Source organism: Dyella monticola (assembly GCF_003363155.1).
In the GTDB taxonomy this organism is placed as follows: Bacteria; Pseudomonadota; Gammaproteobacteria; order Xanthomonadales; family Rhodanobacteraceae; genus Dyella_B; species Dyella_B monticola.
The window spans coordinates 108,407-132,199 of the sequence record NZ_QRBE01000007.1; the positions used below are offsets into that span (position 1 = coordinate 108,407).

Annotated in this window: 13 protein-coding genes; 7 read left to right on the forward strand and 6 right to left on the reverse strand. The window is 60.6% G+C overall.

Translation table 11 applies throughout. From position 1 onward, the window contains the following. Nucleotides 1-496: 496 nt before the first annotated feature. From DWU98_RS12795 to DWU98_RS12805, 3 genes are all read left to right on the forward strand, one after another. Nucleotides 497-5,413 carry an NAD-glutamate dehydrogenase gene (locus DWU98_RS12795; protein ID WP_115495959.1) on the forward strand — a complete coding sequence of 1,639 codons (4,917 nt, stop codon included), beginning with the start codon at nucleotides 497-499 and terminating at the stop codon, nucleotides 5,411-5,413. Between the two features lie 215 nt (nucleotides 5,414-5,628). Next, complete coding sequence (locus DWU98_RS12800) at nucleotides 5,629-6,390, forward strand: NAD kinase (RefSeq protein ID WP_115495960.1); 762 nt, start codon at nucleotides 5,629-5,631, stop codon at nucleotides 6,388-6,390. Nucleotides 6,391-6,472: 82 nt separating this feature from the next. After that, the gene (locus DWU98_RS12805) at nucleotides 6,473-7,402 is read left to right on the forward strand and encodes a 5'-nucleotidase (protein ID WP_115495961.1); all 930 of its coding nucleotides are present in this window, start codon (nucleotides 6,473-6,475) and stop codon (nucleotides 7,400-7,402) included. A 9-nt stretch (nucleotides 7,403-7,411) separates the two neighbouring features. Here DWU98_RS12805 and DWU98_RS12810 read toward each other — a convergent pair whose 3' ends face one another. From DWU98_RS12810 to DWU98_RS12835, 6 genes are all read right to left on the reverse strand, one after another. Further along, nucleotides 7,412-8,287: an aldo/keto reductase gene (locus DWU98_RS12810; protein ID WP_230474833.1), complete on the reverse strand. Its 876-nt coding sequence runs from the start codon at nucleotides 8,285-8,287 to the stop codon at nucleotides 7,412-7,414. A 14-nt stretch (nucleotides 8,288-8,301) separates the two neighbouring features. Continuing rightward, nucleotides 8,302-9,765, reverse strand: coding sequence for an efflux transporter outer membrane subunit (locus DWU98_RS12815; protein WP_115496042.1), 1,464 nt, complete (start codon nucleotides 9,763-9,765; stop codon nucleotides 8,302-8,304). Continuing rightward, nucleotides 9,762-13,076 carry an efflux RND transporter permease subunit gene (locus tag DWU98_RS12820; protein ID WP_115495963.1) on the reverse strand — a complete coding sequence of 1,105 codons (3,315 nt, stop codon included), beginning with the start codon at nucleotides 13,074-13,076 and terminating at the stop codon, nucleotides 9,762-9,764. Before DWU98_RS12820 ends, DWU98_RS12815 begins: the two co-directional genes overlap by 4 nt. Beyond that, nucleotides 13,073-16,180 carry an efflux RND transporter permease subunit gene (locus tag DWU98_RS12825; RefSeq protein ID WP_115495964.1) on the reverse strand — a complete coding sequence of 1,036 codons (3,108 nt, stop codon included), beginning with the start codon at nucleotides 16,178-16,180 and terminating at the stop codon, nucleotides 13,073-13,075. Before DWU98_RS12825 ends, DWU98_RS12820 begins: the two co-directional genes overlap by 4 nt. A gap of 19 nt (nucleotides 16,181-16,199) precedes the next feature. Next, entirely contained in the window at nucleotides 16,200-17,441 is a 1,242-nt protein-coding gene (locus DWU98_RS12830) for an efflux RND transporter periplasmic adaptor subunit (RefSeq protein WP_115495965.1), read from the reverse strand. A gap of 264 nt (nucleotides 17,442-17,705) precedes the next feature. Beyond that, nucleotides 17,706-18,581, reverse strand: coding sequence for a DMT family transporter (locus DWU98_RS12835; protein WP_115495966.1), 876 nt, complete (start codon nucleotides 18,579-18,581; stop codon nucleotides 17,706-17,708). A gap of 587 nt (nucleotides 18,582-19,168) precedes the next feature. On the opposite strand from DWU98_RS12835, the gene DWU98_RS12840 reads away from it, so the two are divergent. The 4 genes from DWU98_RS12840 to DWU98_RS12855 all read left to right on the forward strand — a co-directional run bounded on the left by DWU98_RS12840 (nucleotide 19,169) and on the right by DWU98_RS12855 (nucleotide 23,791). Further along, on the forward strand, nucleotides 19,169-20,338 hold the full coding sequence (locus DWU98_RS12840; protein ID WP_115495967.1) for an acyl-CoA dehydrogenase family protein: 1,170 nt from the start codon (nucleotides 19,169-19,171) through the stop codon (nucleotides 20,336-20,338). A gap of 135 nt (nucleotides 20,339-20,473) precedes the next feature. Continuing rightward, on the forward strand, nucleotides 20,474-21,016 hold the full coding sequence (locus DWU98_RS12845; RefSeq protein WP_115495968.1) for a GNAT family N-acetyltransferase: 543 nt from the start codon (nucleotides 20,474-20,476) through the stop codon (nucleotides 21,014-21,016). After that, on the forward strand, nucleotides 20,998-21,480 hold the full coding sequence (locus DWU98_RS12850) for a nucleotidyltransferase family protein (RefSeq protein WP_230474834.1): 483 nt from the start codon (nucleotides 20,998-21,000) through the stop codon (nucleotides 21,478-21,480). Before DWU98_RS12845 ends, DWU98_RS12850 begins: the two co-directional genes overlap by 19 nt. 40 nt (nucleotides 21,481-21,520) lie before the next feature. Beyond that, nucleotides 21,521-23,791 carry a thiamine pyrophosphate-dependent enzyme gene (locus DWU98_RS12855; protein WP_115495970.1) on the forward strand — a complete coding sequence of 757 codons (2,271 nt, stop codon included), beginning with the start codon at nucleotides 21,521-21,523 and terminating at the stop codon, nucleotides 23,789-23,791. Nucleotides 23,792-23,793 lie beyond the last annotated feature (2 nt).

Sequence of the window (23,793 nt, forward strand, 5' to 3'; positions counted from 1 at the left end):
ATAGGCATGGCGCGTCGTTACCCGGCCATATCTGCCGGAAAAACGTACGTTCTATCGGATTGGGTTCAATTTTGCCTGTGTCGTTCGTCCCTGCCAGAACGGGACCGGATAAGGCTATACCGACCAGTTTACAATTTATTCGCGGTCCGAATCCAGCCTTTTAGACAGATGACTCACGGCACAGGCGGTCATGCCCGGGTCTATGAACAACGCATCCGCCACACGCCGCAGGACAGAGGGTTGCAAAGCCGCGCCTGCTGCCCGTTTCCTTGCAAGATGCCGCGGAGGATGGCGTTGCGAGGCGTCATTAGCTTGCGCGCAAACAAGGGTTCGGTGTGCACCAGAGTGTTATCGATAACTCTGACAAATACGTTGCACTGTTAATCGCAGATGACGCGCGTTGCTGCGCTGCCGATAGATTCAACGCATCGCCGGGCGTATCCTTTTAAGGCTTTCTGCTCCACACCCCATCATCTCCACTTCTTAAGTAGAAGCCATGAATGCGATCCGTGCGGCCAACGACATTTCTCTTGCATCTGTCGTGCTCGAAGAGTTGAAAAAAAGCGGTTATCCGACCAAGCGCCTTGATGAGGCGCAATTTTTTATCAGCGCCTTTTTTGCGCGCATTGCCAGCAGCGATGTCGACCTGCACGCGCCCGCCGAATGGGCGCATGTGATCGCAAACCTGATCGATTTCGCGCAGCAACGCCACGGCGGCCGCGCGCTGGTGCGCATCGGCAGCGCAGGGCAGGCCGCGCGCAGTGCGGTGGAAATCGTCACCGACGACATGCCGTTCCTGGTCGACACGGTCAGCATGATCGTGTCCGACTACTCGCCCATCCACGCCGTACTTCATCCGGTTGTGAAGATCACTCGCGATGTGAACGGGCAACTGCAGCGCATCGGCGACGAACACGGCGCGTCCGAATCGGTGATGCATTTCGAAGTGGACAGCATCCTGGACGAATCCATCCAGGCGAAGATCACCTCGCGCATCGAAGATGCACTGGAAGACGTGCGCGTGGCCGTGCGCGACTGGAATGTCATGCGCGAGAAAGCCAGATCCATCGCTGCGGACTTCCCTCATCGAAAATTGCCGTTGGATGCCGCATCGGTCAACGAAGCGGGCGAATTCCTGCGTTGGCTGGCGGATGACAACTTCACCTTCCTTGGCTACCGCGAATACGAAGTGGCCAAGGCCGATGGCGACGAAGTATTGCGCCCCATCGAAGAATCGGGCCTGGGCATCCTGCACAAGAGCGAGCGCTCGATCGCGCCACGTTCGTTGCGTTCGATGGTGGCGCACGATCTGCCGCAGTCCGGTGCGTACGACGCCATCATCCTCACCAAGACCAATGCGCGTTCGCACGTGCATCGTCCGGGCAACATGGACTACGTGGGCGTGCTGAAATTTGACGCCGACGGCAAGCCGATTTCCGAGCAGCGTTTCCTGGGGCTGTTTACGTCCAATGCCTACATGATGCGCCCGCAGGAAGTGCCGCTGGTGCGTCAGCGCGTGGAAGCGGTCCTGGCGCGCTCGGGGCTGAAGCGCGATGCGTATTCGGGCAAGGCGTTGCGTCATATCCTGGAAACGCTGCCGCCGGAAGAGCTTTTCCAGAGCACCGAGGACGAACTGTTCGCCACGGCCACCGGCATCCTGGAGTTGCAGCAGCGTGCTCGCACGCACATGTTCGTGCGCCGCGATCGCTACGGCCGTTTCTTCACCTGCCTGGTGTTTGTGCCGCGCGAGCGCTTCAATACCACTGTGCGCGAACGCATCGAAAACATGTTGCGCGAAGCGTTCCACGGCGAAAGCGTGGATTCCAATGTGTTGATGGGCGAATCGGCGCTGGCACGGTTGCACGTTACGGTGCGCCCGCATCTGGGTGATCACCCCAAGGTCAACATCCAGGATCTCGAAGCCCGTCTGCAGGTCATCGTGCGCAATTGGTACGACGGTCTGCGCGAGAGCCTGGTCGCTCACGCCGGTGCGGCGCAGGGTGCGGCGCTGTTCAACCGGTTCGGCAAACTGCTGCCGGCCGGCTACGTCGAAGACGTTTCGCCAGAGCAGGCTGCTCAGGACGTGATCGCGTTGACCACGCTCAAGAACGACGACTCGATCCATCTGAATCTTTATGAGGATGCGCGCGATCAAAGCCTGCGCTTCAAGGTCATCCATGTCGGCGCCCCCATCTCGCTGTCCGATGCACTACCGATGCTGGAAAACATGGGTGTGCGCATGCTTGCCGAGCATGTCTACACCTTGGAAAGCGATGGCCGCACGCTGACCATCCACGACTTCGAATTGAAGGCTAAAGCCACGCTCGTGTTCGATCTGTCGCATCTGCGCGAACGTTTCGAGCGTGGTTTCGAGGCGCTGTGGCGAGGCCAGGCGGAAAGCGACGGTTTCAACAACCTGGTGTTGCTGGCGCAGGCCGATTGGCGCCAGGTGGCGATGTTGCGCGGCTATTGCAAATATCTGCAGCAGGTAGGCATCGCGTTTTCGCAGAGTTACATGGAAGAAACGCTCAACCGCTATCCGGCCATTGCAGGCCTGTTGATCGAATTGTTCAATGCCAAGTTCGACCCGCGTCGTGAGCTGCTTTCCGCCGCCGAACTGGACAAGGCCAAAGATGACCTGCGCCGCGAAATGCAGGCGCTGATTTCCGAAGAGACGCAGAGGGCCAAGCCGGAGCTGATCGATGGCATCGTGGAAGCATTGTCCGACAAGCGCGAGCAGCAGGTGCACGCGCTGTGGCAGGCGCTGAAGGCGTTGCTGGATGACGTTGCCAGCCTGGACGATGAACGCATCGTGCAGAGCTTCATGAATACCATCCGCGCCACCTTGCGCACCAACTTCTTCCAGAAATGGGAGGGTGCGTACCGTCATTACGTCAGCTTCAAGTTCGATTCCAAGCAAGTGCCGGATGCACCCAAGCCGGTGCCGTATCGCGAGATTTTCGTGTATTCGCCGCGCGTGGAGGGCATCCATTTGCGCTTCGGGCCGGTGGCGCGTGGTGGTTTGCGCTGGTCGGATCGTCGCGAAGACTTCCGCACGGAAGTGCTTGGCCTGGTGAAGGCGCAGATGGTGAAGAACACCGTGATCGTGCCGGTGGGCTCCAAGGGCGGTTTCTTCGTCAAGCATCCACCGGTGGGCGGGGACCGCGACGCGCAGCTTGCCGAAGGCATCGCCTGCTATCGGCTTTTCATTAACGGCCTGCTCGATATCACCGACAACCTGGTGGAAGGCAAAGTGGTGCCGCCGCACGATCTGGTGCGCCATGACCAGGACGATCCGTACCTGGTGGTGGCGGCCGACAAGGGCACGGCCACGTTCTCCGACATCGCCAACGCGATTTCGATCGAACACGGCTTCTGGCTCGGCGATGCGTTCGCGTCCGGTGGTTCCAATGGTTACGACCACAAGGGCATGGGCATCACCGCCAAGGGTGCGTGGGAGTCGGTGAAGCGCCACTTCCGTGCATTGGGCCGCGATTGCCAGAGTGAAGATTTCACCTGTGTGGGCATCGGCGACATGTCGGGCGACGTGTTCGGCAACGGCATGCTGCTGTCGCGCCATATTCGGTTGTTCGCCGCCTTCGACCATCGCCACATCTTCCTCGACCCCAACCCGGATACGGCCAAGTCGTTTGCCGAGCGCGAACGCATGTTCAAGCTGCCGCGCTCGAGCTGGGACGACTACGACAAAGCGCTGATTTCCGCAGGTGGTGGCGTGTGGCCGCGCAGCGTGAAGTCGATTCCCATTTCGCCCGAAGTGCGAGCGGTGCTCGCACTGAAGGCCAACGTGCAGCATCTGTCACCGAACGAGTTGATGAGCGCGATTCTCAAGGCGCCCGTCGATTTGCTGTGGAACGGCGGCATCGGCACATATGTGAAAGCCAGCAGCGAAACGCAAGCCGATGTGGGCGATCGCGCCAACAATGCACTGCGCATCAACGGCACCGAGCTGTGCTGCAAGATGGTCGGCGAGGGCGGCAATCTTGGCTTTACGCAGAAGGGTCGTATCGAAGCGGCGCAGCATGGCGTACTGCTCAACACCGACTTCATCGACAACTCCGCCGGCGTGGATACCTCCGACCATGAGGTGAACATCAAGATACTGCTCGGTGATGCCGTGCAGCGCGGCGAAATCAATGTGGACGAGCGCAATCGCCAGCTTGCCGTCATGACCGATGAAGTCGGTGAACTGGTGCTGTGGGACAACTATCGCCAGAACCAGGCCATCACCTTGATGGAGCGCCAATCGGTGAAGCGCATAGGTTCGATGGCGCATTTCATTCGCACTTTGGAAGGTGAAGGTCTGCTTGATCGCCAAGTGGAAAACCTGCCCAGCGAAACCGAGCTCTCAGACCGCAAGGCGCGCGGTCATGGTCTCACGCGGCCGGAATTGTCGGTGCTGCTGTCGTACGACAAAATTCGTCTCTTTCAGCAACTGCTGGAATCGGATGTTCCGGAAGACCCGTACCTGTCCAAGGAACTGGTGCGTTACTTCCCCAAGCCGCTGCATGAAAAGTACGCCGCGCATATGCAGCGTCACCGCCTGAAGCGCGAAATTATCGCTACGGCCGTGACCAATTCCACCATCAACCGCATGGGCGCCACCTTCATGATGCGCATGCAGGAAGACACCGGACAGGGCCCGGCGGCGATTGCCAAGGCCTATACGGCAGCGCGTGAAATTCTCGGCGCACGCGACCTCTGGGCGCAGATCGAGGCGCAGGACAGCAAGGTTGCCGAGAACACGCAGGTCGACGCGATCATGCAAATCTGGTCGCTGCTGCGGCACCTCACGCGCTGGCTGCTCAATCGCCCGGGTGGCGCGCTGGACATCGCCGCGAATGTGGAGCGTTACCAGGCGGCTGTGGCCGAACTCAGTGCCACGCTTGTCGACGCGCTGACGCCGGCCGGCAAGGCCGATTTCGCCACCAGCCAGGAAAAGTGGGAAGGCTTGGGCCTGCCCAACGAACTTGCGTTGCGCCTGGCCAAGCTGCCGGAGCTGCGCGCCATGCTTGACATGGTGGAAGTGGCACAGCAGACCGGTCAGCCCATCGCCAAGGTCGCCAACGTGTTCTACGAACTGGGCCAGACGCTGGACCTGGAATGGCTGCGTGGTCAGATCGAAGCCCTGCCGGTGGAAGGCCACTGGCATGCGCAGGCGCGCGGCTCGTTGCTGGATGAACTCAACCATCAGCATCGTTCGCTGGCCGTGCAAGTGCTGGCGTTGAATGGCGGCAACGATGCATCGCCGGTAAAGGCGTGGTTGGACCGTGACGACCCCACGCTCAAGTACACGCGCAGCATGCTGGCGGAGATCCTCACCCAGAACGCAGACTATCCGATCGCCTCGGTGGCCGTGCGTCGGTTGGCGCAGCTGGCGCAGGTGCCGGTGTAATTCCACTTGCCGGAAACACTCCCTCCCCTACGTGGAGTAGGGGAGGGCCGGGGTGGGGGGAAGCAACTTCGCCGCAAATTCAACGTAACGCGGCAAGCTCAAGCAACCCACTCCAACCCACCCCTGCATGCAGTGGCTTGAGCACAGGCATGGTCATGCATTGCTTCGTGTCGTAAGCTCGACCGCCACCAAGCATCACGGACGGATCTCTTGCCATGCGCCTCGCGTTCGTCGCCAGCGAAACCAATGTTGCCCAGCAAGCGCGCCGCAAACTGGTGGATCGCTATGGCGATGTGCCGGTCACCGATGCGGAGGTCATCGTTGCGCTAGGTGGCGATGGTTTCATGCTGCGTACCTTGCATACACATCGCGCGGTGGCCGTACCGGTGTATGGGATGAAACTCGGGCGCGTCGGCTTTCTGATGAACAAGCATCATCTGGAAGAGCTGCCTGAACGCATCGCGCGCTCGCATGCCGCGGAACTGTTCCCATTGGAAATGCAGGCCATCGACGGCGACGGACAGGCGCGCAGCGCCCTCGCGTTCAACGAAGTATCGCTGCTGCGCCAGACCAATCAGGCCGCGCACGTCGAAGTGAAGCTCAACGGCGTAGTGAAACTGGCGAACCTGGTGTGCGACGGCATCCTCGTCTCCACGCCAGCCGGCTCCACGGCGTATAACCTCTCGGCGCATGGCCCGATCCTTCCGCTGGATGCGAATGTGCTGGCGCTCACGCCGATCAGTCCATTCCGCCCGCGGCGCTGGCGTGGTGCGATCCTGCCGCATCGCACGGTGGTGAGCATGCGGGTGCTCGATTCGGGCAAACGGCCGGTCAGCGCCACGGCGGATTTTCTTGAAGTGCGCAACGTACGTTCGGTGGAAATTTTCCAATCCCAGGAGCAAGGCGTTCGCCTGCTGTTCGATCCGGAGCATAACCTCGAACAGCGCATCCTGGACGAGCAGTTCGCTGCCGACTAGATGGCAACGGCGTAGCATGGTCGTGCAGCGCACGACGGTGGTGCGTTACGCGCGCTGCGCTCCTTTTTGCTAGATTTCCTTTATGACCCGGCCCGCAAAAACCGCCCACGATTCCGGCTCCGCCAGCGACAACCGGCTCGTTGTCGCCATTTCGTCGCGGGCACTGTTCGATCTGGGTAATAGCCACAGCTTGTTCGAGCAGCAAGGTCTGGATGCCTATCGCAGTTTTCAGATCGAACACGAGAACGAAATTCTGCAACCGGGTGTGGCCTTTCCACTGGTGCAGAAGCTGCTGGGCCTCAATAAGCTCGCCGGTGACGTGCCACCGGTGGAGGTCATTCTGCTCTCGCGCAATTCTGGGGATACGGGGCTGCGCATTTTCAATTCCATCCAGCACTACGGCCTGGAAATCAGTCGCGCGGCGTTCACCAGTGGCGCTCCCACCTCCGATTACATCGCGCCATTCAAGGCGGATCTTTTTCTTTCGGCCAATGCCGAGGATGTGGGGCGTGCGTTGAAAGCAGGTGTAGCGGCCGCGACGATTCTGCCGTCTACCGCACCTCCGCGCGCAAGTGAGCAATTGCGCATCGCGTTCGATGGCGATGCGGTGATTTTTGGCGATGAAGGCGAGCGTGTATCGCGCGAAGAAGGTTTGGAGGCGTTTCACCGCAACGAAACGGAACTTGCCGAACAACCTCTTTCCGTCGGGCCGTTCCGTGGATTCCTGTCCGCCGTGCATCGTTTGCAGGCTGCGTTTCCGGCCGAGAATTCACCCATCCGCACCGCGCTGGTCACCGCGCGTTCCGCGCCCGCGCACAAGCGCGTGATCCTTACCTTGCGCCGCTGGGGCGTGCGTATCGACGAAGCTTTATTCCTGGGTGGGCGCGACAAGGGGCCATTCCTGGACGCATTCGGCGCGGACATCTTTTTCGATGATTCACCGGCAAATGTGGAGTCGGCCCGCAGGCACGTGGCGACGGGGCACGTACCGCACGGGGTCAGCAATAAATAGGCGTTCGATTTATGGAACGCCGTGCCCTTTGCTGGCCACCCAGATCGCGTACCAGTCTTCCGCATCCAGCTGAACATCCAGTGCGGCAACGGCCTCACGCAGGCTTTCGATGCGGCTCGAGCCGGTAATCGGATACGGGCGCGACGGGTGTTTCAACACCCACGCAAACGCCAGTGTCGTGAGCGAAATGTCATAGCGCGCTGCGATGGCGGACATGTCGGTTCTCACACGCTGCGCCTGTTCGTCCTCGCTGGAGAACAAGCGGCCACCGGCCAGCGGCGACCATATCATCGGCCGCAGGCCGAGCTGCTGCGCCTGATCGAGCGTGCCATCGTCCAGCGCACCCAACTGCAGCGGCGACAGCTCAACCTGATTGGTTGCCAGGGGATGATGTTGGTGCAGCAGGGCGAACTGATGGGGGCTGTGATTGGATACGCCCCAATGCGCAACCTTTCCTTCGCGCGTCAAGGTGGCGAAGGTGTCGGCGAGCGCGGCGGCGTCCATCAGGTAATCGGGGCGATGGATCAGCACGAGGTCGAGCTGATCGGCATGCAGTTTTTGTAGTGATTGTTCAACCTGGGCGCGCACGTACGCCGCACCGGTGTCGTAGTAGCTGATGCGATACGGCTTTTCCGCCGCGCGCATGCGAATACCGCATTTGGTCACCAGTTGCATGCGCTGGCGCAGGCCCGGCGTAGCCTTCAGCGCTTCACCGAACAGGACTTCTGCGCGATAGCTGCCGTAGATGTCAGCATGGTCGAACGAGGTAATGCCAAGCTCCAGTGCCTGTTCGATCCAGCGCACGCGCTCCTGCACGCTCATCTGCCATTCTGTGCTGCGCCATAGGCCCGCTACGATGGGGGAGAGTTCGATACGTGGAGTCATAGGGTCCATGGGCATCAGCGTTTGGTGTTGGATTTGCGCGATGCGTCGAGCTGATCGGCCGACCAGCCGCCGCCCAGATCGCCGATCAGCGAAACGGTGTCGAGCAGGCGTTGCTCGGTGATACTCAGCGCGGTTTGCTGTGCGCTCAGCTGGGTGGCCTGCGCGGTAGCCGCCGTGGTGTAGTCCACGGTGCCGGCCTGGTATTCGTTCAACGCGATGCGCGCGCCTTGTGTCGCATCGCTCACCGCTGCGTTTTGCACGTCAGCCTGTTGGCCGAGGATGCGCAGGTTAGACAGATCGTTTTCCACGTCTTCCAGCGCGGTCAGCACCGTACCGCGATAATTGGCGACTGCCGCTTCGTAAGCCGCCTTGGCCGAGGCTACCTGGCCGCGACGCGCGCCGAAATCCAAAACGGTTTCGTCCACATCGGCACCGAGCGACCAGACGTGATTGGCGATATGCAACAGGCCCGCCAGCGGCGACTGCGAGAAGCCATCCGCACCCGACAAGGTGAGGTCGGGATAATACGCGGCGATGGCAACGCCCACGGCTGCGTTCTGCGCGGCCATGTCACGCTCGGCGACGGCGATATCGGGACGACGTTCAAGCAGCGTGGACGGCACGCCGCCGGGTACAGCCGGTAGCGCCGGAACACTCGTGCTGTGCGGGATATCCAGATCTTCCGGATTCTTGCCTACGAGCACCGCAATGGCGTGCGCATATTGTGCACGTGCGATACCGGCCTGGATCAGGCTGGATTTGGCGGTATCCAACTGCGTGCGTGCGGTAATCACATCCGATGGTGCCGCGGTGCCCGCTTTGCCCTGGTTCTCGACTACGCGCAGGGATTCGGTGTAGGCATCGACCGTTTTCTGCAGCAAGTCGATATCGGCATCGCTGATGCGCAGTTCGGTCACTGCATCGGCCAAAGCAATCTGTTCGGTCAGCGTGGCATTGGCGAGGGTGGCCTGGCTGGCTTGCGCGGTGGCTTTGTTTTCCTCGATCGTCCGGCGCGCCTTGCCCCATAGATCGGGCGCCCAGCTCGCGCTGCCTTCCAGCGAGCCGGATGTGCTGATCGCTGGCCGCGAGCTGGTACTCAAACTGCTGGTGGAAAGGTTGCCGCTGGCGCTGCGCTGCTTATTGGCCGAGCCGGTGATGCCCAGGGTGGGAAACAGCGATGCACGCGCCACTTCCACCTCGGCCAGTGCCTGTTTGTAATTGGCGTAGGCCTGCAACACGCTTTGGTTGGAGACGGAAACCATCGGCTCAAGCTGGTTGAGCAGCGGGTCGTTGAAAGCCGTCCACCAGTCGCCCTTGGGGGTGTTGTCGGCTTGGGGCGATGCAGCGGTCCAGCCGGGCAGTTCTTTGTACTGCGTCGGCATGGGCACCTGTGGGCGATGATAGTCAGGGCCGACCATGCACCCGCCAAGCATCAAGGTCAGCGAGGCAGCCAAGGATGTAGTACGCAAAATCTTCATGTCGATGCGCTCGCGTCGGATCTGTTCCACGGCATGGTCGCCGACCAACGGGCCAGTCGTGCGCGCAGACGGTCGAGGAACAGGTAAATCACCGGTGTCGTATACAAGGTAAACACCTGGCTGAGAATCAGGCCGCCCATCACGGTAATACCAAGCGGCTGGCGCAGCGATGCACCTTGGCCCAGGCCGATGGCCAGTGGCACGGCGCCCAGTACCGCCGCGGCGGTGGTCATCATGATCGGGCGCAGGCGCACCACCGCGGCATCGTGGATGGCCTTCACGGGGTCGTAGCCTTCGTCGCGCTGCAGATGGATCGCCACGTCGATCATCATGATCGCGTTCTTCTTCACGATACCGATCAGCAGGATGATGCCGATCATCGCGATCACCGAGAACGGGGTCCCGAAGATGAGCAGCGCCAGCGTAGCGCCGATGCCTGCCGAAGGCAGGGTGGAAAGAATGGTAATGGGATGCACGGTGTTTTCGTAAAGAATGCCGAGCACGATGTAGACCGCGCCCAGGGCCGCCAGAATCAGCAACGGCATCGTCCCCATCGACTGCGAGTACACCTGCGCGGCGCCGGCGGTGGCGCCGTGAATCGATGCCGGCATGCGCAGCGCCTGCATAGCCTGCTGGACAGCGATCAACGCCTTGCCCAGAGAGCCACCCGGCGGCAGGTTGAAGGAAATCGTGCCAGCCACTAGTCCACCCTGGTGAGCGACTTCCGTCGGTGTGTGGTTGCTGGTGTAGCTCAGCATGGCCGGGAAGGGCACCATGGTCTCCGCCGCGGTACTGTCGGCGCTGCCGCTGGAGGTGCCACCCTTGGAGTTGGAGATCGCGTTGGTGAGCTGGTTTGCCTCGGCGTTCGCGTTGAGCGAATTGGTGTTCGATGCCGCGCCGGAGGCCGCGCTGGCGGCCAGGTAGAGGGGTACACCTTTGACTGTACTGGACGACATCTGTGTCTGCTGCGTACCGCTGGCATTGCCCGCTGCCGTGCTGAAGTACATGCGGTCGAGCATCTGCGGGTATTGCCAGTATTTCGGCGCGACTTCCATCACCACGTAGTACTGGTTGAGCTCGTTGTAGACGGTGGATACGGTGCGCTGGCCGAATGCGTCGTACAGCACGCTGTCGATCTGATTGGGCGCGAAGCTGTAGCGCGCCATGGTCGATCGATCGAAGTTGACGAAGACCTGCAAACCGTTCTGCTGCAGGTCGGAGTTCACGTCCACCAACTGGCTGCGGTATTTGCCAAGCTCCGTGACCAGCTTGGGTATCCATGTGTACAGCGCGTCGGGATCGTCGCTGGTCAAGGTGTACTGATATTCGGATGCCGATTGCCTGCCGCCGATGTGCAGATCCTGCGATGCCTGCAGGAACAGTTTTCCACCGGAAATGGTGCTGAGCTTCGGACGCAGGCGTTCGACCACCTGCGCCGCCGAAAGCTTGCGCTCGGCCAGCGGTTTCAACTCCACGTACATGCTGGCGGTATTGAGCGCGCGGCCACCGGCGAAGCCGGCCACGGATGCAACGGCCGGGTCTTTCTGCACGATCGACTGCATTTGCGCCAGCTTCTTTTCCATCGCCTGGAAGGAGATGCTCTGGTCGGCGATGATCTGGCCCATCAGGATGCCGTTGTCCTGTTCCGGAAAGAACGTGGAAGGCAGCAGCTTGAACAGGAATATGTTGAGCACGATCAGGGCGATCAGCGTCAAGCCGACCAGCCATGCGTGGTCGAGTACAGCCGTGAGCGAACGCGAATACGCGTTCCTGAAGCGGTCGAACTGACTTTCATACCACACCGCCCAACGCGCTTTCGAATGCATGGCGGCGCCGGGTTTGAGCAGATATGCGGCCATTGTCGGCGTGACCGTCAGCGATATCACCATCGACAGCAGGATGGCGGTCGAGAGCGTCACCGCAAATTCGTGGAACAACAAGCCGATGATGCCCGGCATCAACAGAATCGGCAGGAACACGGCGATCAGCGACAGGCTCATCGAGATCACGGTGAAGCCCACCTCGCCGCTGCCTTTCAATGCCGCTTCGCGCACGTCCATGCCCGCTTCCACATGGCGCACGATGTTTTCCAGCACCACCACCGCATCGTCCACGACGAAGCCGGTGCCGATGGTCAGCGCCATCAGCGAAAGATTGTCGATGCTGTAGCCCATCAGATACATCGGCCCAAACGTGCCGACGATCGAAAGCGGCAGCGCCACCGAAGGAATGAGCGTGGCACGTGGCGACTGCAGGAACACGAACACCACGCCGATCACCAGCAGCACGGCGACGAACAACGAGCGCTCGGTATCGCCGACCGCGGCATTCACCGATTGTGAGCGGTCGATCGCTACGCCGATCTTGATGCTGCTGGGTAAAGTCGCTTCAACCGCCGGCAGTACTTTGCGGATCTGCGTTACGGTATTGACGATATTGCTACCAGGCAACGGGAATATGATCACCAGCACCGCGGGCTTGCCGTTGTACAAACCCATGTTGCGAATGTTTTCGGCCGAATCCTTCACGTCCGCGACGTCGCGCAACAGCACGGGCGAACCGTTGCGGTAGGCAACGACCAGGTCGCGATACGGCGCGGCCTTGTTGATCTGGTCGTTGGAGGTCACTTCGTAGCGCAGGCCGTCCTGATCGATATGGCCTTTGGCGCTGTCCGCGTTGGCGGAGCTGATCGCCGCGCGCACGTCTTCCAGCCCGATGCCGTAGCTGTTGAGTTTGTCCGGCTCCAGTTCCACGCGCACGGAAGGAAGCGCGCTGCCACCCAGCGTGATCTCTCCGACGCCATCGATCTGTGAGAGCTGCTGCTGGATAACCGAATCGGCTGAATCGTAAAGCTGCGCGCGCGTGAGCGTATCGGACGTCAGCGCCAGCACCATGATCGGTGAGTCGGCCGGGTTGTATTCGCGATAGGTGGGGTTGTTGCGCAGCGTGGTGGGCAGGTCCGCACGCGATGCCTGAATTGCGGCCTGCACGTCACGGGCAGCACCGTTGATGTCGCGGTTGAGGCCAAATTGCACCACGATGCGCGCGGAGCCGACGTCGCTGGTCGAGGTCAGCTCGGTCACGTCGGCGATTGCACCCAGGCGCTTTTCCAGGGGCTCGGCCACGGTAGCGGCCATGATCTCCGGACTGGCGCCAGCCATGCTGGCCTGCACGACCACCACCGGGTAGGTGACGTTGGGCAGCGGTGCCACCGGCAGACGGAAATACGCCAGAAAGCCGGAGAGCAGGATAGCGATCGCCAGCAGGGTGGTGGCTACCGGGCGCCGGATGAAGAGCGCCGAGATGTTCATGGCGCGCTATCTCCCGCCGCCAGCGACGGCTTGCGGCTGAACCGCTGCGCCAGCCGGTCGAAGAACAGATAGATCACCGGTGTGGTGAACAACGTAAGCAACTGGCTGAGCGTGAGGCCGCCGATAATCGCCAGGCCCAGCGGGCGACGCAGTTCCGAGCCGGTGCCAGTGCCCAACAGCATCGGCAGGGCACCGAGCATTGCCGCCAGCGTCGTCATGAGAATGGGGCGGAAACGCAGCAGCGACGCTTCGAAAATAGCTTCGGCCGGCGGCTTGCCATGATCGCGTTCGGCTTCGAGGGCGAAGTCGACGATCATGATTGCGTTCTTTTTCACGATGCCGATCAGCAGCACGATACCGATGATGCCGATCACATCCAGGTCCGCCCCAGCGACCATCAATGCCAGCAGTGCGCCGATCCCCGCCGAGGGCAGCGTGGACAGAATCGTGACCGGATGAATGAAGCTCTCATACAGCACGCCGAGCACGATGTAGACGGCCGCCAATGCCGCGATCAGCAAATACACCTCGCTGGAAAGCGAGTCCTGGAACGCCTGTGCCGCGCCTTGGAACGACGAGGTGATGGACGCTGGCAGATGTATTTGCTGCTCAGCCTGATTGACCTCATCCACCGCCTTGCTGAGCGAAGCATCTTTGGCGAGGTTGAAGGAGATGGTGACCGACGGGAACTGCGCGAGATGATTGATCGCCAGGGGCGACTTGGTGACCTCGATCTTCGCAATGGCGCTCAGTGGTACCTGGCCGCTGGTGGCTGTCTGACTCGGCAGATACAGCTCGCCCAGCGACTGGAGGGTCGGTAGTTTCTCCGGCTTGGCCACCAGAATGACGCGATATTGGTTCGACTGATTGAAAATCGTCGAGACGATGCGTTGCCCCAGCGAGTCGTACAGCGCGTTGTCGATGGTCGCCGCGGTGATGCCGAAGCGCGCCGCCAATTGGCGGTTCACGTCGATATTCACACTGAGGCCTTCGTTGTTCAGGTCGCTGGTGACGTCGGTGATCGAGGTGATCTGCTTCATGCGATCGACCAGCGCCGGCACGTATTGCTGGAATGCCTGCTGGCTAGGCCCACGCAGCACGAAACTGTATTGGTTGGGCGACACCGTAGTGTCCAGCGTCAGATCCTGCTCGGGCTGCAAGTACAGCTTGATGCCGGCGACGTTCGCCACTTCGTCCTGAATGCGCCTTGCGATCTCGGCGGCGGTGTCCGAGCGATCATCGCGCGACTTCAGATTGATGAGGAAGCGCCCGTCATTGAGCGTGGTATTGGTGCCGTCGATGCCAACGTAAGAGGTAAGGCCGGTAACGTCCTTGTCCTTGAGAATCGCTTCGGCCAGTTGCTGCTGGCGATTGACCATCGTGGTGTAGGACACCGAGTTGTCGGCAATGCTGATGCCCTGCAGTACGCCCACGTCCTGCACCGGGAACAGGCCCTTGGGAATGGCGACGTACAGCATCACCGTGATGACCAGCGTAATGACGAAGGTCACCAAGGTCGCCGTCTGATGATCCATGACGAAGCGCAGTCCGCGCTCGTACGCATTGAGCAGCTTATTGAAAAGTCCTTCGCTGATGCGCTCGAACCGGCTCGGGTGGCGTTCGGCCTGGGCGCGCAGAATACGCGCGCACAGCATCGGCACCAGGGTGAGCGATACGATGGCCGAGATCACGATGGTGACCGCGAGCGTCACCGCGAATTCGCTGAACAGACGGCCGATCACGCCGCCCATGAAAAGCAGCGGGATCAATACGGCGATCAGCGATATGGTCAGCGACAGAATGGTGAAGCCGATCTGCCCGGCACCGATCAGGGCCGCATTGAGAGGTGTTTCGCCTTCCTCCAGATAGCGCACGATGTTCTCGATCATCACGATCGAGTCATCCACCACGAAGCCGGTGGCAATAATCAATGCCATCAACGAGAGGTTGTCGATGGAATAATTGAGCTCGTACATCACCGCCAGCGTGCCGATCAATGACACGGGTACGGACACGCTGGGGATGATGGTGGCGGGCAGGTTGCGCAGGAAGACGAAAATAACCAGCACCACCAATATGACGGCGAGGATCAGCTCGAACGCCGCATCCGCCACCGACGCGCGGATCACGCCGGTGCTGTCGGAGACGATCTGCACCTTCATACCCGTCGGCAGCGTGGATTCGAGCTGCGGCAGGATGCTCTTGATCTGATCGACCGTCTTGATCACGTTGGCGCCTGGCTGGCGCTGCACGTTCAATACGATCGCCGGGGTGGAGTCGTACCAGGCGCCTAGTTCAGTGTTCTGCGCCGATTGGGTAACGCGCGCAACGTCGCGCAAAAACACGGGCGCGCCGTTCTGATAGGAGACCACCGTGTTGAGGTAGTCCTTGGGATCCTGGATCTGATCGTTGCCGTTGATGGTGTAATCCAGCGCAGGGCCGTCGAAGTTGCCCTTGGGCTGGCTCACGTTGACATTGGAGATCAGCGAGCGAAGGTCGTCGATGTTGAGGCCGTAAGCGGCGAGCTTCTGCGGATCGGCCTCCACACGCACGGCGGGCACATTGCCGCCTGCCGGTGTCACCAGGCCCACGCCGGGTACCTCGGAAATCTTCGTGCCCAGGCGGTTGTTCGCGACGTCCTGCAATTGCGTGAGGGACATCGATTTGGAGGTGACTGCCAGGGTGAGGATCGGCAAATCGGCCGGATTCACCTTCGCATACGTCGGCGGCGCAGGCAGGCCGCTGGGCAGCAGACTGTTGGCCGCGTTGATCGACTCCTGCACGTTCTGCTCGGCAACGTCGAGGTTGAGCGAGAGATCAAATTGCAGTGTGATGATCGATGCGCCCGCAGAACTGCTGGACGTCATCTGCTGCAGGCCGGGGATTTCGCCGAGCTGCACTTCCAGCGGCGCGGTGACCGTGGTGGCCATCACCGACGGGCTGGCGCCAGGGTAGAAGGTCTGCACCTGGATTGTCGGATAGTCCACGTTGGGCAGCGACGACACCGGCAGAAAACGCATCGCGACCAGGCCTATCAGCACCATGGCGATCATCAGCAGCGATGTCGCCACCGGCCTGAGTACGAACAGGCGGGAAATATTCATCGGATCACGCGCCTGCCGGTCACGAAGCGGAAGAGCTGGAACCGGCGCTGTGCTTCCTTCTTGCGCCTGCATGCGCGGCGCCGGTAGACGAAGAGGAAGCAGGTTCAGCGCCCTGTGCACCCGCAACGCGAATCTTCGCGCCGTCGCTCAGCCGATCGGTGCCATCCGTCACCACCGTCTGGCCTGCAGAGAGCCCGGACAGGATGGCGGTGAACTTGCCATCGCTCGGACCCAGCTTCACCTTTTGCACCGATACGGTGTCGTTTGCGTTGACCAGGAATACATAGTCGCCGGGCGCGCCAGTCTGCACGGCAGGCGTCGGCACCAGCACGGCATTGCGCAGCGTATCCACCAACAGCTGTGCGTTGACGAACTCGTTTGGATAGAGCACTTCGTTGTCGTTGGGGACGGTTGCGCGCAGCGTTACGGTGCCGGTGCTGGTGGCCATCTGATTACTAATGGCATAGAGCGTGCCGGTGGCCAGCTGCTTGCTGTTGTCGCTGTTATAGACCGTCACCGGTAGCTTGGCGCCGGTACCGAAGCGTTCCAACACGTTGCTCAAGGAATTCTGCGGCACCGTGAACTGCACGGTGGTGGGTTTCATCGTGGTGATCACTACGATGCCAGTCGAGCTGGAGGCGGTCACATAGTTGCCCGGATCCACCAGGCGCAGACCGACGCGCCCATCCACCGGCGCCGTAATGTGGCAGTACTCCAGGTCGAGCTCGAATTGGGCAATGTTGGCCTTGTCGGCTTTCACAGCGCCCTCATCCTGCTCGACCAGGAATTTCTGGTCCATGTAGGTCTGTTCGGCGATCGATTTCTGCTGGTAGAGCTGTGTGTAACGAGCCAGGTCGGTGCGCGCCTGATCGAGCGTGGCTTGATCCTTGGTCAACTGCGCTTCGGCCTGCTGCTTGTCGATCTCGTACTGGCGCGGATCGATCTGGGCCAGGAATTGGCCTTTCTTCACATCCTGGCCTTCGTGGTAACCGACCTCGGTGAGGTATCCGCTCAATTGTGGCAGCACCGTGACGGTGGCGAGCGGCGTGACTGTACCTAGCTCGTTCAAGATCTCAGGCATGTCGCCCAGCTTGGCGGCGGCAACGCTCACTACTTGAGCGCTAGCACCGGTCCGGGCTGGTTTGGTGTTGACCAGGTGGAACACAACCAGGGCGATGACCGCTATCACCACCACTATCGCGATCCACTTGCCGCGATTTTTGCGAAAAGCTCCGGCTGTTCGCGGGGTATCCGCACTCATAACCATCTCCAAATACTCGCTCCTGAGTTTACAAGAGCACTTTCAATTGTCGAAACGTAATCCACCGGCGGTTTCGGTAGTAGGCGGCCGTCAGCGCGACGATCGGAAACACTACTAACGGCTTGTCTTTCACGGGGTTGACACATGTGAAATAGATATCTGCATGTGCTGTATTAATGCGTTAGTACGGGTTGTGCCTTATGGGCCTTTTTAAGGAAGTGGCATTGTGATAACGCACTTGGTTGCACATGTAACGCAGCCAATTCAGACGATTTTCTGCCGTCTCCACCATGGAGTCATCTTTTCCTCACGCACCAGTGTGAAAAGTCCTGCACCGAGAATCATGACGATGCCGATCAACATGGGCCAATCGAGCTTGTCGTTGAACAGCCAATACCCAAATCCAATCGCCCAGAGCATCTGACTGTATTGCGTGGGAGCGACGCGATTGGCCGGTGCAATCAAGGTTGCATACATCAGCAATACGCCGGCCAATGCGGCGAGCAGACCGTAACCGGCGAGCAAACCCCATTCGTGCAGCACCGGCCAGCGGAAGTGAGAAATCATCATCAGGCCGCCGATGATGAGCGGACCGATGACACCGGCGCCGTACAAGCTGATGCGTTTTTCGTGCGGACCGGCCATGCGCAGTGCCACGACGGATATGGCTGCAAACAAACCACACACCAAGCCGGCGATATCGCCAATGCCCAGCGCGCGAAAACCAGGGCGCAATACCACCAGCACGCCAGCAAATCCGACCACCACTGCAGACCAGCGACGCCAGCCCACGTGCTCTTTCAGAAATATCACCGAAAGCAAGGTCACGAAGATCGGCATGAGGAAGATCATGGTGAACACTTCTGCCATCGGCAGCAGTGTGAACGCTGTCACCGAAGCGATATTGCCGAACGCACCGGCGGCTGCGCGCACCCACCATAGCGAAGGACGCTGCGCGGTGACCACATCGCGCCATCTGTCGCCCTTGCCCATGATGAAGGGCAGCGCCGCCAAGCCGAACAGTGCGCCAAAGAACACCGATTCATACGGAGGGATCGAGCCGTACAGCGATTTCACGAAGGCATCGCTGATGGCATAGGCCGCGAAGCTGGCGAAACCGAGAAGAATTCCTTTGATCATGCACGTTCCAGAAATCGTGACAGCGTGGGTCGATAACGAGTGTTCGAAGAATCAGCGACGCTAACAGAACCAGGTTGCAAGGGTTAGGTGGGTGCGGTCGCTGCTTGGATCGGATGCATCTTTCAGTGCACGCCGCTTACTGGCCGAAACCTGACTCATCGGAAGGGTGCTGCATATGTTTTGCCGGTCGCGCTCGGCAACCGCGTGCCGGGTTGACGTCACATGGCGATGTGCTCAGTGCCATGGCGCAGAATTGTTTCATTGAATTGATTGTCTCTTATCGCCGGTGATGGCCCATGCACGACGCACGTTCAACAAAGCCTGTTGAAAACCATGTTTCTGGTGGTGCGGTTCCCGGAAATTTGAATGCCGGCCATGGTGCTGGTGGAAGGTTCGTCCTTGATGGCAAGCCGGGCCGACCCTGGGCCGCCACCGCCAGGTGCGGGCCTGACGCCTTTGGATCGTGAAAAAGGCAGGGCCCAAGCATCCGGCGGGCGCAGCCCTGACGGCTGCTGCACCCCGACATGACCCGGTTCACCGGCCACCGCTACAATGTAGGGCTTCCCCGACTGTTTCTGGAATCCCTTATGGCAGCTCGTTTGAATCCGCTCGACCTCTATGACGTCCGTTCCCTGCTCACCGATGAGGAGCGCATGGTGCAGGACACCGTAGGCCGGTTCGTCGATGAAAAAGTGCTGCCGATCATTGGCGATTGCTTCGACCAGGCGCGTTTTCCCAACGAGCTGATTCCCGAAATCGCCAACCTTGGCCTGCTGGGCGCCACCATTCCCGAAAAATACGGCTGTGCCGGCATGAATGGCGTGAGCTACGGTTTGATCTGCCAGGAACTCGAACGCGGCGATTCGGGCCTGCGCAGCTTTGCTTCCGTGCAGAGCTCGCTGTGCATGTATCCCATCTACGCCTACGGCAATGAAGAGCAGAAGATGCAGTACCTGCCGAAGATGGCGGCGGGCGAAATCATCGGTTGCTTCGGCCTGACCGAGCCACATGGCGGCTCCGATCCGGCCAACATGAAGACCCATGCCAAGCAAGATGGCGGCGACTGGGTCATCAACGGCGCCAAGATGTGGATCACCAACGGCAACCTCGCGCACATCGCCATCGTCTGGGCGCAAACCGATGACGGCATCCAGGGTTTCATCGTTCCCACCGACACCAAGGGTTTCACCGCCCAGGAAGTGCACAAGAAGATGAGCTTGCGCGCGTCGGTGACGTCCGCCTTGTTCTTCGACAATGTTCGTGTGCCCGATGCGTACCGCTTGCCGAACGTGAAAGGGTTGAAAGGGCCACTCGGTTGCCTGACGCAGGCACGCTACGGCATCACCTGGGGTCCGATCGGCGCAGCGCAGGCATGCCTGAAGGAAGTGCTCGATTACACGCACGAGCGCGTGCTGTTCAACCGCCCGTTGTCCGCCAACCAGGCTGTCCAGTTGAAGTTGGCCGACATGGCTCGCCGCATCACCACGGCGCAATTGCTGTCGCTGCAGCTCGGTCGCCTGAAGGATGCCGGCAAGATGGAACCCACACAGGTTTCGCTGGCCAAATGGAACAACGTGCGCATGGCGCTGGATATCGCGCGCGAGTGTCGCGACATCCTCGGCGGCGCGGGTATCACGGTGGAGCATTCGGCCATTCGCCACGCGCTGAATCTGGAATCGGTGATCACCTATGAAGGCACGGAGACTGTGCATCAGTTGGTGGTAGGGCGCGAGTTGACCGGAATCAACGCGTTCTGATGCCCAGGTCCAGCCCAGCCGTCGTTCCCGCCCAAGCGGGAATCCATGTTGCGCTTGGTGCGTGTTAGAGATGGATTCCCGCCTGCGCGGGAATGATGGCCTCAGAGGCGTATCGCGATAGCTTCCGGAGCCCATGTGTCGACCCACGATATCCACATCATCGAAACCGAACGTCTGATCCTGCGTCCGCCCGTACGGGACGATTTCGACGCTTACGCGGCGAACATGGCCGATGACGAGGCGGCTCGCTTTATCGGCGGCCAGCAATCGCGCGCGGTCGCATGGCGCGGTTTTCTCTCATTGTCGGGTGCGTGGAACATTCAGGGTTTTTCCATGTTCTCGGTGATTGAGAAAACCTCCGGGCAGTGGATCGGACGCCTCGGCCCGTGGTACCCCGAAGGATGGCCCGGCACCGAAGTGGGTTGGGCGCTGGTGCGCGATGCGTGGGGCAAGGGCTACGCCTATGAAGGCGCGGCCGCCGCCATCGACTGGGCGTTCCAGCATCTTGGCTGGCACGAAGTGATCCACTCCATCAACGCGGACAACGGTCCCTCGATTGCGCTGGCAAAACGATTGGGATCGAGCATGCTGCGCCACTCGAACCTGCCCGAGCCCTATCAGGACGTCACCGTCCAGATCTGGGGGCAGACGAAAGACGCATGGTTAAGCCGCAAATGATGCAGCTCACGCCGGCCCTGCGCGAAGTGATGGCAGCCAGCATGCCGCAGCTAAAAAGGCATTGCCGCGATCCATGGGTGGTCATCGGGAGCGCCGCGTGTGCACTTGCTGGCGCGACGGTGAACGTGGCCGATCTGGATCTCCTGACCAGCGTTGCGGATGCCGAACATTTGATGGCGCTATGGCCAACACGCCTGGATATGCACTACAGCCCAGCCGACTCCGAGCGATTCCGCTCGCGGTTCGCGCGTTTTCGTTTTCCCGGTATGCCGCTCGAAGTGATGGGCGGCCTGCAATGGCATGACGAGGGTGGCTGGCAATCCGTGCTCGTCAACGATGTCGTGAAGGTGGATGTCGCCGATGTGGCGGTGCCCATTCCTTCTCGCACTGAACAAATTCGCATACTTGAACGTTTCGGTCGCCCCAAAGATCTGGCGCGCGCCGAATTGCTGCGCGCCTTGTGAACGGGCCCGCTCATCGATCACCTTAGAGAACATCGTCATCATGTCTGCCACGCCCATTGCCGCCCGCCACAAAGGCTTCAATCGCGCCGAAATCGTCGATCAGAATTTCACGGAATTCGTGCAGCTCTGGCAGGGCCAGGTGCATGCCAAACCGCACGACAGCCAATCTGTGCTGCCTGGCAGTGCGCTGGACGCGCGCGGATTTCGCGAACTGTTGGAATCCCAACTCATCTCGCGTCATCTCGATTTGATGGCGCGAGTGCTGCGCGTGCAGAACAAAGTGTTCTACACCATCGGCAGTTCCGGTCATGAAGGCAATGCGATGGTGGCGCGACTGACGCGCCACACCGACCCTGCGTTCTTGCATTACCGCTCTGGCGGTTTCATGGCCGAGCGTTTTCGCAAATTGCCAGACATGGATCCGGTAATGGATTCGGCCTTGTCGTTCGCTGCGAGCAAGCAAGACCCGGCCTCGGGCGGGCGCCACAAAGTGTGGGGTAGCAAGCCGCTGTGGGTGCTGCCGCAGACCTCCACCATCGCCTCGCATTTGCCCAAGGCGTTGGGCACGGCCGTGGCGATCGAACAGGCGCGCCGGATCGGGCATACGTTGCCGATTCCCAACGATTCGATTGCGATCTGCTCGTTCGGTGACGCGTCCAGCAACCACGCGACCGCGCAAACGGCGTTCAATGCGGCGGCCTGGACGGCTTATCAGAAACTGCCGGCGCCGGTGTTGTTTGTGTGCGAAGACAACGGCATCGGCATTTCCGTAAAGACGCCCGGCGGATGGGTGGCCAATAACTTCCAGCACCGTCGCGATCTGGATTATTTCTTTGCCGATGGCTTGGATTTGGCCACTGGCTACGAGCAGGTGCAGCGCGCGGTGGATCACTGCCGGCAAACCCGCCGTCCAACCTTCCTGCACATGAAGACCACCCGCATCATGGGGCACGCCGGCACCGATTTCGAAATCGAATGGCGCAGCATCGAAGAATTGGTGGCGGTGGAAGCCTCCGATCCGCTGCTGCGCTCGGCGGCCATCGCCTTGGAATCGGGCCTATATACCAAAGACGAACTGCTGGCGCTCGCCGAAGCCATTCGCAAACGGTGTTTCGCTGCAGCGGAAGAAGCCGACCGTAGCGGCAAGCTGCAAAGCCTGGACGAAGTGATGGCGCCGCTTGCGCCCTATACGCCGGACAAGGTGAAAGCTGAAGCCGAACGCGCCGACTATCACGACAAGCGCATCACCGCATTCGGTGGCGAAGACAAGCTGCCGGAGAAACAAGCGCCACGTCATTTGGCCATCCAGATTAATCACGCGCTGCATGACCTGATGGCGAAGTACCCCCAATCGCTACTGTTCGGTGAAGACGTCGCGCAGAAGGGTGGCGTCTACACGGTGACCAAGGGGTTGCAGAAAGCATTTAAAGGCAATCGCGTCTTCAATACGCTGCTCGACGAAACGGTCATCCTCGGTCTCGCGCAGGGCTACGCCAATCTGGGCATGCTGCCGATACCGGAAATTCAGTATCTGGCGTACTTCCATAATGCATGCGATCAGATTCGCGGCGAGGCGGCGTCGCTGCAGTTCTTCTCCAATGGGCAATATCGCAATCCGCTGGTGATGCGCGTGGCCTCGCTGGGTTATCAGCGCGGTTTCGGCGGCCATTTCCACAATGACAATTCGATTGCGGCCTTGCGTGATATCCCCGGTCTGGTGGTTGGTTGCCCGAGCCGCGGGGATGATGCGGCGACCATGTTGCGCACGATGATGGCGCTGGCCAATGTGGATGGCCGCGTGTGCGCGTATCTGGAACCCATCGCACTGTACATGACGAAAGATCTCTACGAGGCCGGTGATGGCCAGTGGCAGTTCGCCTATCCCGCACCGGGCGAGGCCATGCCGCTGGGCGAGGGCCGCATCTATAACGCGCAAGCCGACGATCTGGTGATCTTCACCTTCGCCAACGGCGTGCCGATGGCGCTGCGTGCGGCGCGCACGATCGAACAGGAGCACGGCTGGAATGTGCGCGTGGTGGATCTGCGTTGGCTGGCGCCGCTCAACGATGCGTTCATCGCCGAGCAGGCCAAACATGCCAAACGCATTCTTGTGTTGGACGAAGGCCGCAAGAGTGCCGGCGTGGGCGAGGGCATCATCACCGCCATTGTCGAAGCGGGGTTGGGCGGCACGCCGTTGGAACGCGTGGTCGGTGCGGACACCTATACGCCGCTGGCCGGTGCGGCATTCCTCGTATTGCCGGGCGATGCAGATGTCGTGGCAGCCGCCAGGAAGCTGGCCGAGCGGTCATAAGA